4 protein-coding genes (1 of these 4 running past the window's edge) are annotated in these 8,332 nt (G+C 57.4%); all 4 read right to left on the bottom strand.

Going from position 1 to position 8,332, the window contains the following annotated elements:
• Positions 1 to 154: 154 nt before the first annotated feature.
• Tightly spaced (at most 46 nt apart), the 4 genes in view from BHU62_RS02375 to BHU62_RS02360 form a layout consistent with a single transcriptional unit that may run on beyond the window.
• Positions 155 to 514, bottom strand: coding sequence for a hypothetical protein (locus BHU62_RS02375; protein WP_073528974.1), 360 nt, complete (start codon positions 512 to 514; stop codon positions 155 to 157).
• Positions 511 to 1,680, bottom strand: a complete 1,170-nt coding sequence (locus BHU62_RS02370; protein ID WP_073528973.1) for a cupin-like domain-containing protein — start codon at positions 1,678 to 1,680, stop codon at positions 511 to 513. The genes BHU62_RS02375 and BHU62_RS02370 overlap by 4 nt, the downstream gene beginning before the upstream one ends.
• Positions 1,681 to 1,703: 23 nt before the next feature.
• Entirely contained in the window at positions 1,704 to 1,973 is a 270-nt protein-coding gene (locus BHU62_RS02365; protein WP_073528972.1) for an acyl carrier protein, read from the bottom strand.
• Positions 1,974 to 2,019: 46 nt separating this feature from the next.
• On the bottom strand, positions 2,020 to 8,332 hold the end of the coding sequence (locus tag BHU62_RS02360) for an SDR family NAD(P)-dependent oxidoreductase (protein ID WP_073528971.1). 13,328 nt of this gene lie beyond the right edge of the window; the window shows 6,313 of its 19,641 coding nt (coding positions 13,329-19,641); its start codon lies beyond the right edge, outside the window — the gene reads right to left on this strand; its stop codon occupies positions 2,020 to 2,022.

Below are 8,332 nucleotides of genomic sequence, written 5' to 3'. Positions count from 1 at the left end.
AGGCGTTTTCACTGTCGTTATTCTGCTTCGTCACTTGCATCTCCAATCACTTTCCCTGGCACAGTTTACAGGCTGCCGCACGCCCCCCTTGAGTCTAGTACAACAGGGAGAAATCAAAGGAAGGCGTGCTTCACTTTTCTTCAGGCGAATCGATTTAACGTGCAGACAATTTCAGTTTGTCGCGTTTAAATACCTTGACGCTCCCCGTTTGGGTGTCACGGACGGCAACCAGGCTGCCAAAGTTAAACGCCTTCAATACAAACCGATCGATCAGTTCCGCTTCGGAAAGCGATTCCCCCAATCGGTGCTCTTTTTTGTCGAGATCTTGCCAGGATTCATCGGGACGATATTTAAACCAAAGGGGCTTCAGCCGCTGGTACTGAACCTTATCGCCCTGCAAAAACTCCTGCAGCGTCTCCACCGAAGCGCGATCCTCATTAAGGATGTAGTACGCCTTGTCTGTCGGGCAAACAATCATGTTGAACTCGCCGGAATTGATCAGGTACTCGCTCATTGCTTATCCCCATTGGTCAGAACATCGCTGGTCGAAGTATAGGCCGAGAAATAGTTCTCATCGCCGATGGCTTTGGACTTTTTCCCTAAGTTATTAAAGATATCGAACTTGAATTTAATGAATGACGGATCGGAGTTCAGAATGTTGTCGTACACGGGCATCAGCGTCGGGACATCTTTGCCTTTGGTCATGGTATCCAGATTCACTTCCGTCATGCGCATATTGGCCATGATCTGCAGTGGCGTCGTGTTGATGACCGCATGCGGCCAGTACTTGGTGAAGAAGATGACATCGCCCGGTTCCAGATCGACATAAAACTTGGGCGCATAGGCATAAAGCGGGCTATGGATTTTATGGAAATTGATATCCAGGCGAGCATCCATCTTGGCTGACATGCCGTTGGCGCCATCAAAAAATGGGCGCAAAATATAGCCTAACCGGGGGTCGACGAAATACCAGCGTTTCACACCGCTGATCATCAGGGCGCAGGAAATATCATTCCCCTGATGCCAGTTGGTTCCCCAGGTGCGAAGATTACCGACAAATAACTGGCTGAAACTATTTGCAGAGTGACCATGAAACAGATCAAGTATTTTTTCCGCACCCACTTCATCGATTAAATCGGGGTAGTCATTAAATATTTCCGCGGAATTGTTGATGTAGTAGCTAACCTTGGATTCCTTGTCCAATTGAGACCGTAAAATCTTTTCCAGCTTGAGTTTTTTCAGGCTGGTTTCTTTTTCATCATAACCCACCGCGATAATTTCGGTGTCTTTGTAGTGTTCAATCAGGTACTCGTGAGTCCATTGCTGAACGGCTTTCGTGTCGTTGAGAAAACCCTTGGCAATAATCGGCGGGTTGCTCGCGTCATTGATCATTTGCTGGAATGTATTTCGGTCCATGTTTGAGAAATCGTAGGACTTCATTTTTATGAACGTATCAGCACAATCCATGTCGGCCAGATCCGGGCATTTCGCCTGGAGGTCAGCCAACTTCTTCTCAAACAGATCCCGCTCGAACGTCGCCATAAACTCAGGCGAGTTCAACAGCAAGCGCATATGCATCATAAAGTGGAAATTCGCCTGCTCTTCCTGATCGAGAAAGAAGTGTGGCATCAAATCAAATGCTTTGCGCTGCGTTTCACTTTGAATGTCATACTTTTCCATAGAAATTTCCTTTGGCTTCATGTTCATAATAAAGTCGTTTCAAGGCTATTGAAGTGATGCTTTTTCAGATACTCACTCAACCCTTGAAGGGAGTTGACCTCCAGGAATACCACCGGAGTCAGCTTGATAGAAAAAAACTTATTCAGATCGACGCAATATTGGTTGACCTCCATCGACTCAAATCCATATTCATCAACATCACTCTCCCACTCTATATTGTCCGGGCTGCACTTCAGTACTTTCGCCGCTAACGTGACGAGATAACCCGATAACGCTTCATCTAATTCATTCATGGCACACCCTTATTTGAATAAAAAAACGACAACGCAACTGCGTCCTTTACTCCACGACAGAACGCGGCTCCGCCTCTGTCGGCACTGCATTAACTGCATTATTTTCCTCGGCGATGTCGATATCGTGGAAACCCTCATGCCAGCAGAACACTTTTCGCAATGGGTTGACCGGCAAATGCAGTTTTTGGAGCCCGTCGCGCCATCCTTCCTCCCGACGCAACAGAGACCAATCCACGGCATGCCCCGCCAGCCAGGTCAGCAAGGCTTGCCGAACGCCGGCGCTGAACGAAGACAGCGTCTCCTCACTCGCCGGCGCCGGATCTCGGCTGTCGAAAACGTTGCCCTGATGACGGCCCGTCTGCGCCTGCCAGCGCTGCAGCCCTTCATGCAGCTGCGCCATGCTGGCGGCGCTGACCGCCAGCCTCACGTCCCGATGTTCTCGGCCCTGCTGCAGGGTATACTCGAGCCGTTCCAGATAGAGTGACTCTCGCGCCCGCTGTTTTTCTGCTGCCGCCCCATGCACAGCGTCGTGCGCAGAGAGGCTGGCCAACGCGCGCGGCAGAAAATCCAGATAATCGTTCACCAGCTGGTTTAACCCGGCCTCGTCCACGTCGGAAAACAGGAAAATGAACGGCCGTTCTCGTTGCGGTAACGCGGCCTGATGTTCCGCCTCATAGTCCTCAAGCAACAGATGGGCATTCACGCCGCCAATGCTCATGGAATGGATAGCGCCGCGCCGAGGATGGTGCCCCCGCTTGTGCCAGGGGCGATCTTCATCGAGCAACTCAAAACCCTCGGCCAGGCTGATCCCTTCGTTCAACGCGCCCAGCCCCTCGATTTTTGCCAACTGACGGTGGCGCATGGACAGCACCATTTTCACCAGTACAGGGAAAGTCGATGCCGTTTCAGCGTGCCCGGTCAGGGGCTTGAGGGAGCCAATGGCGGTCGGTGCTTGACCGGCCTGCAAGTGAGGGCCATATACCGCCTGGATGGCGACCAGCTCCGCGGCGTCCCCCAATTGGGAGCCATTAGCCTCGGGCTCGATATAAGAGATCGTCGCCGGATCGAGACCGGTCTCCGCGAAAACGGCGGCGATAGCCGCTTTCTGCCCTTCAATGTTGGGGCTATACCATTTCAGCGGCGCTTTGCCGCCGTGGCTGACACCGACGCCTTTAACGTTGGCGTAAATGGCGTCGCCCTGCGCCAACGCATCGTCCTCCGCCTTCAGGATAATGGCGCCGACCACTTCACTTTTCACATAACCGTCAGAATCACTGGCGAAGCTTTTCGTCACCGGATGCGAGCTATACAGCGCCTGATCGTCGGTACGGTTCTGAGCGAAGGGAGAAAGCCCCAGCTCCGCCGTGGCGACAATCGCCTGCTGGCAACGCCCCTCTCTGATGGCGCTCATGGCTTGCCTGATCGCAACCAAAAAGCTGGCGCATCCGGTTTCCACAATTTCGCTGAGCCCGTAAAGATTCAGAATGTTGGAGATGCGGTTGGCGTAAGCGGATATCTGCTCCGCCTGGAAACGCCACTGAGCCGCCTGCTGCGGATCCACTTTGGCCTGAATATCCTGATACCCTGAATGGCCGCGTGTCGCGACAAAGAGCCCGGTCCGTTTCTCGCGGAACTGACTCAGGGTATATCCGGCGTCGGTGATGGATTGCCAAATGACCTCAAGCAATTTTCGCATCTGGGGATCCAGCCGTTGCGCGTCTTTGTGGGGTACTTTGAACAGCTTGCGATCGAAATACTCAACCCCGTCCAGATAAGCGCCGATTCTGCTGCTGCCGATCTCGTCCTTCTCCAGAGCCATCAGCCGCCTGCGCTTGTCGCTCAGCGTGGAATGCGCCGCGCGGCCGGCGCGCAGGTTGTCCCAAAACGCCGCGATGTCCCCGGCCTGCGGGAAAATCCCCGCCATGCCGATAATGCTGATGTTTTGCCCGCGCTCCTTTTCCGGCGCGGCCCGTGCCTCATCCGCCGGCGCTTTGCTTTCCTCCGCTTCCGCACTCGACGGCCGGTCGCTCAGCATGGCCAGCCGTTCGCTGAAATGGTTGCTCAGGTATTGCTGAATTTCGCCTACGGTGTGGTATTCCATAAACAGCGAACGGGAGACCTGCGGGAATTTTTCCCGGATGTCATTTAACAGCGCGATGGACACGACCGAATCCATGCCCAGCTCCTCCAGGGCGACATCAGGGCGGATCGCCTCTTCGGCCACCTTGAGCTGCCGGCCAATCAGCGCGATCAGATAGGCTTCGAGGTTAAAACCTTCCCCGGCCGCCGGCGATGGCGACGGGGTATGGCCGCTGTTTTGCGGCGGGCGGCGCACCGCCGTCGGGGCGCTCGGCAGCCAGAATGACTGGCGGTTGAAAGGATAGGTCGGCAGACTCAGGCGCCGCGGCCGTTGCCCTTGATATAAGGCTGACCAATCAAACTCCCCCCCCTGACACCACAGATTCAGCAGCCTGGCGTATTTGCCCCGCGCCACCCATTTCGCGATGGCTTCGCGCAACTCTTCATCAGCGGAGAACTGCGCCAGTAGCGCGTTGTTAGCGCTGCGTTGGCCACGGTAAATCTCGCCGGGTTCATCGCCGCCCTGCAAAAAGCCGTCCAACTTCGCCAGCAGCTCGTCGAGAGATTGCACGATCCAGCCCAACCGCACCGCCATCGCATCTCGCCCGGCCTGCAGCGTATAGGCCAGATTCGTCAACGTCAGCGCAGGGTTGTTTCGCTGTTGTTCCAGATACAGCCTGAGATTTTGGGCTACCTCCCGCAAACGGTCATCATCCCTGGCCGACAACGGGATCACGTAACGCGGTTGCGTTGCCGGCAGCGCCGGACGGCTGTCGCGATATTCCTCTATCACGATATGCGCGTTAGCGCCGCCAAAGCCGAAAGAGCTGACACCGGCCCGGCGCGGCAAGGTTTCACCCTGCGCATTTTTCATTGCGCGCCAAGGGCGGTTCGCCGCCACGACATAGAATGGCGTGTGCGTAAGATCGATATAAGGATTCAGGTTTTCACAGTGCAGGCTCTTCACCAGGGTCTGGTGCTTCATCTGCAACAGCACTTTAATCACGCCGGCAATGCCCGCCGCCATCTCCAAATGCCCGATGTTGGTTTTCACCGAACCGATGCCGCAGCTGGCCTCAGGGTATTCCTCGCCCGGATAGCGGGCCTTCATGTCGTGAAACGCGGTTTTCAGGCTGTTGATTTCAATCGGATCGCCGAGTTTGGTTCCCGTCCCGTGCGCTTCGATGTAACCGACCGTGCGGGGATCGACGCCGGCATCGCGATAGGCGCTTGCCAACAAGGCCGCCTGCGCCTTTGGATTCGGCGCGGTCAACGAACTGGCGCGCCCGCCGTGATTCTGCGCACTGCCGCGGATCACGCCATAGATATGATCGCCGTCCGCTTCCGCCTGCGTTAAGCGCTTCAGCAACAGCATGCCTGCGCCCTCTCCCCGCACATAGCCGTCAGCCTGGCTGGAGAAGGTTTTACAACGGCCGTCGGCGGCGAGCATGCCCGCTTTGCAGAAGCTGACAAACGTATCCGGCGTCACCAACGTATTGATTCCGCCTACGATGACCATATCGCAGCCCTCATGACGCAGGGCGGAAACGCCGCGATGAATGGCAATCAGCGAAGAGGAACACGCCGTTTCAATCGGCTCGCTCGGCCCATGAACATTGAGGAAATAACTCATCCGATTCGGGCCGACCGAAGGCACGATCCCCGTGGCGGTAAAACCTTCCGCCGGCAGTTTCGCCTCCACGATCAGGCCGGCATAACCGGTGTTGCCTGTACCGACATAGATGCCCAGCGTACTGCCGGCCAACGCGCCGGCCGAGTAGCCCGCGTCTTCAATCACTTTCCAGGCATGGGTCATCAACAGCCGCTGTTGGGGATCCATCAGTTCAGCCTCGCGGGGGGAGATGCCGAAAAACAGCGGATCGAATTCCGCCATATCCTGAATGAACCCGCCCCAGCGAATACTGTCCCGGTTTTCAGCACCGTGCACATCCTGCAAGTAATCGCGCCAATTCCAGCGTTCCGGCGGCACTTCGCTGATGCAATCTTTCCCCTGCAGCAGATTTTCCCAGTAGGCATCCAGATCCGGGGCCATCGGGAAACTGCCGCTCATGCCCACAATGGCGATCGCTTCCGGCTCATCGTGCTTGTGGCTCACGGCCGGCGAGGATGACGGTGTCGTCTGGGACACGCGTTCGGCCAAAAGCGCGTCCGCCGGGGCATCATCGTCGCCCGATGATGGCACCATCACTTGCGCGGCAAACTGCCGGCTAAAACGGTCGCAATAGTTATCGGCCAGATAGTGCGTCAATCCGGCGACGGTCGGGTATTCGAAAAACACGGTCGGCAGCAGTTCCAACGCATATCGCCGGTTCAACGTGTTCGCGAAGCTGGTCGTCAGAATCGAGTCGAATCCCAGTTCGCTCAGCTCCATATCGCTCTCGATGTCGGCGACGCCGACGTGTAACAGCGCCGAGATCTCCTGCGTCAAAAGCGACTGAATCGCCTCCTGCAAAGCCGGCATATCCACGGTCGTGGCAGCCTGTGTCGGCGACGCCGCCAGCTCTGCATCGGCGGTGGTTTGCGCCCCCGGCTCCGCCGGCGTGAGCGCCGTAAACCGCGCAGCGAAGACGGCCTGGTAGGTTGCCGTCAGATAGCCGCTCAGCGCCGAGATCGTCGGGTATTCGAAAAACAGGGTCGGCAGCAGATCAAGCTGATACCGTTGATTGAGTTTGTTAGCGAACCCGGTCGTCAAAATGGAATCGAACCCCAGCTCGGTCAGTTCGAGATCCAGGTCTATCTCGCTTGCCGCCACATCAAGCAATGCGGAGACTTCACGAACCAGAAGTTGCTGCACCGCCTCTTCAAGCCCCGGCAGGTCGACCCGTGCCTCGGGCTGTGCAGCCGGCTCAACGCGGCTTGCCAATGTCTGACGCAACCTTTTAAGATCGCCGGCAATCGCCAGCACCTGGTTTTCTTCCCGCGCAAAAGCCTGATAGAAAGCCTGCAGGCCGGCGGCCGCAGACATCGCGACCATGCCCGTGTTTTGGCGCATCTGGGTCGCGAAGGCGTCATCAACCGTCATCCCGCCCTCTTTCCACAGCGGCCAGTTGATCGACAGACTTCTGCCCATCCGTACCTGAAGCCCCACCTGCCGCTGGCGATAGTGGGCGTACGCATCCATGAAGCTGTTCGCCGTCACATAATCCACCTGCCCCGGGTTGCCTAAGGCGGCCGCCGTTGAGGAAAAGAGCACCAAGAAATCCAGCGGGTGCGATGCCAAAGCCAGATCCAGGTTCACCGTTCCCTGCACTTTTGGCGCCAGTACGGCCAGGAAATCCGCCGGCGACTTTTTCAGCATGTAGCTATCGCGCAGCACGCCGGCGCAATGCAGCACGCCGTTGATGGCGCCGTACTTCGCGATGACGCTCGCGATCAGCGCCTCGACCCCTTGCCGATCGCAGACATCCAGCATGCGGTAGTCAACCTCGGCGCCCAGCGCCGCCAGTGGGTTGATCGCGTCTTGGATCCGATCGTTCATCGGCGTCCGGCCGGTCAGAATCAGCGTTGCACCGCGGGTTTGTCGGGCAATCTCTGCGGCAAAAATCAGCCCCAGCCCACCGGCACCGCCGGTGATCAGATAAACGCCGCGCTCTTTCCACGGCATACGGTGCGCCCCAGAGGACGCCGCTGCGGCGGATGGCCCGGTGAGTGCGCTCACCTCGCGCCAGGATGAAATCTGGCGGCCCTCCCGGCCGTAGCGAATATGAATGTCTTCCGGCACCAGGCTGCTCTCCCGCAGCCTGTCGTGGATCTCGTCCGCGTGGGCCGCCGTCTCCAGCTCAATCAGCTGGCCAATAAATCGCCCATTCTCTAAACGCGCCGTTTTTAACACCCCGCACAGCGCGGCGGAAAGCGGTGCGCAATGCGCACCGGCCACCACCACTTGCAGCAGCATGGGCTGCGCGGGCCGCCCGTTCAACAGGGTTTTTACCCGGTTAAACAGCGCCAACGCCTGTTGCTGGAAGCTCAGTGCGATCTGGTCATCACCCAGTGCGGATGGGAAAATCAGATCATCCGTCAGGCCCATGGCTTTGGCGACGGCGGGCTCTCCGCAGAAGAGGATTTGCCGGCTCGCATACGCGTGCGGAGCAACGGCATCGCCCCGCACCGGTTTGCCTGACCACGTCGGCACTAACAGCAGAGTCCCGTCGTCGGGCGGCAAAGCCGGCTCAGGCGTGCGCGCGCTGAATCCCTGCAGACGAACGCAAAGCCGACCGGCATCGTCATAGAGATCAACGGCCAGTTTTTGCACTTTCGTC

The sequence above is a fragment of the Serratia marcescens genome (assembly GCF_001902635.1).
In the GTDB taxonomy this organism is placed as follows: Bacteria; Pseudomonadota; Gammaproteobacteria; order Enterobacterales; family Enterobacteriaceae; genus Serratia; species Serratia marcescens_F.
Note: the sequence above shows the minus strand (reverse complement) of the source record. Positions and strands in the feature narration are given on the sequence as shown.

Coding starts and splice junctions, on each gene's coding strand:
- BHU62_RS02375 (WP_073528974.1), bottom strand. CDS start 514: ATGAGCGAGTACCTGATCAATTCCGGCGAGTTCAACATGATTGTTTGC.
- BHU62_RS02370 (WP_073528973.1), bottom strand. CDS start 1,680: ATGGAAAAGTATGACATTCAAAGTGAAACGCAGCGCAAAGCATTTGAT.
- BHU62_RS02365 (WP_073528972.1), bottom strand. CDS start 1,973: ATGAATGAATTAGATGAAGCGTTATCGGGTTATCTCGTCACGTTAGCG.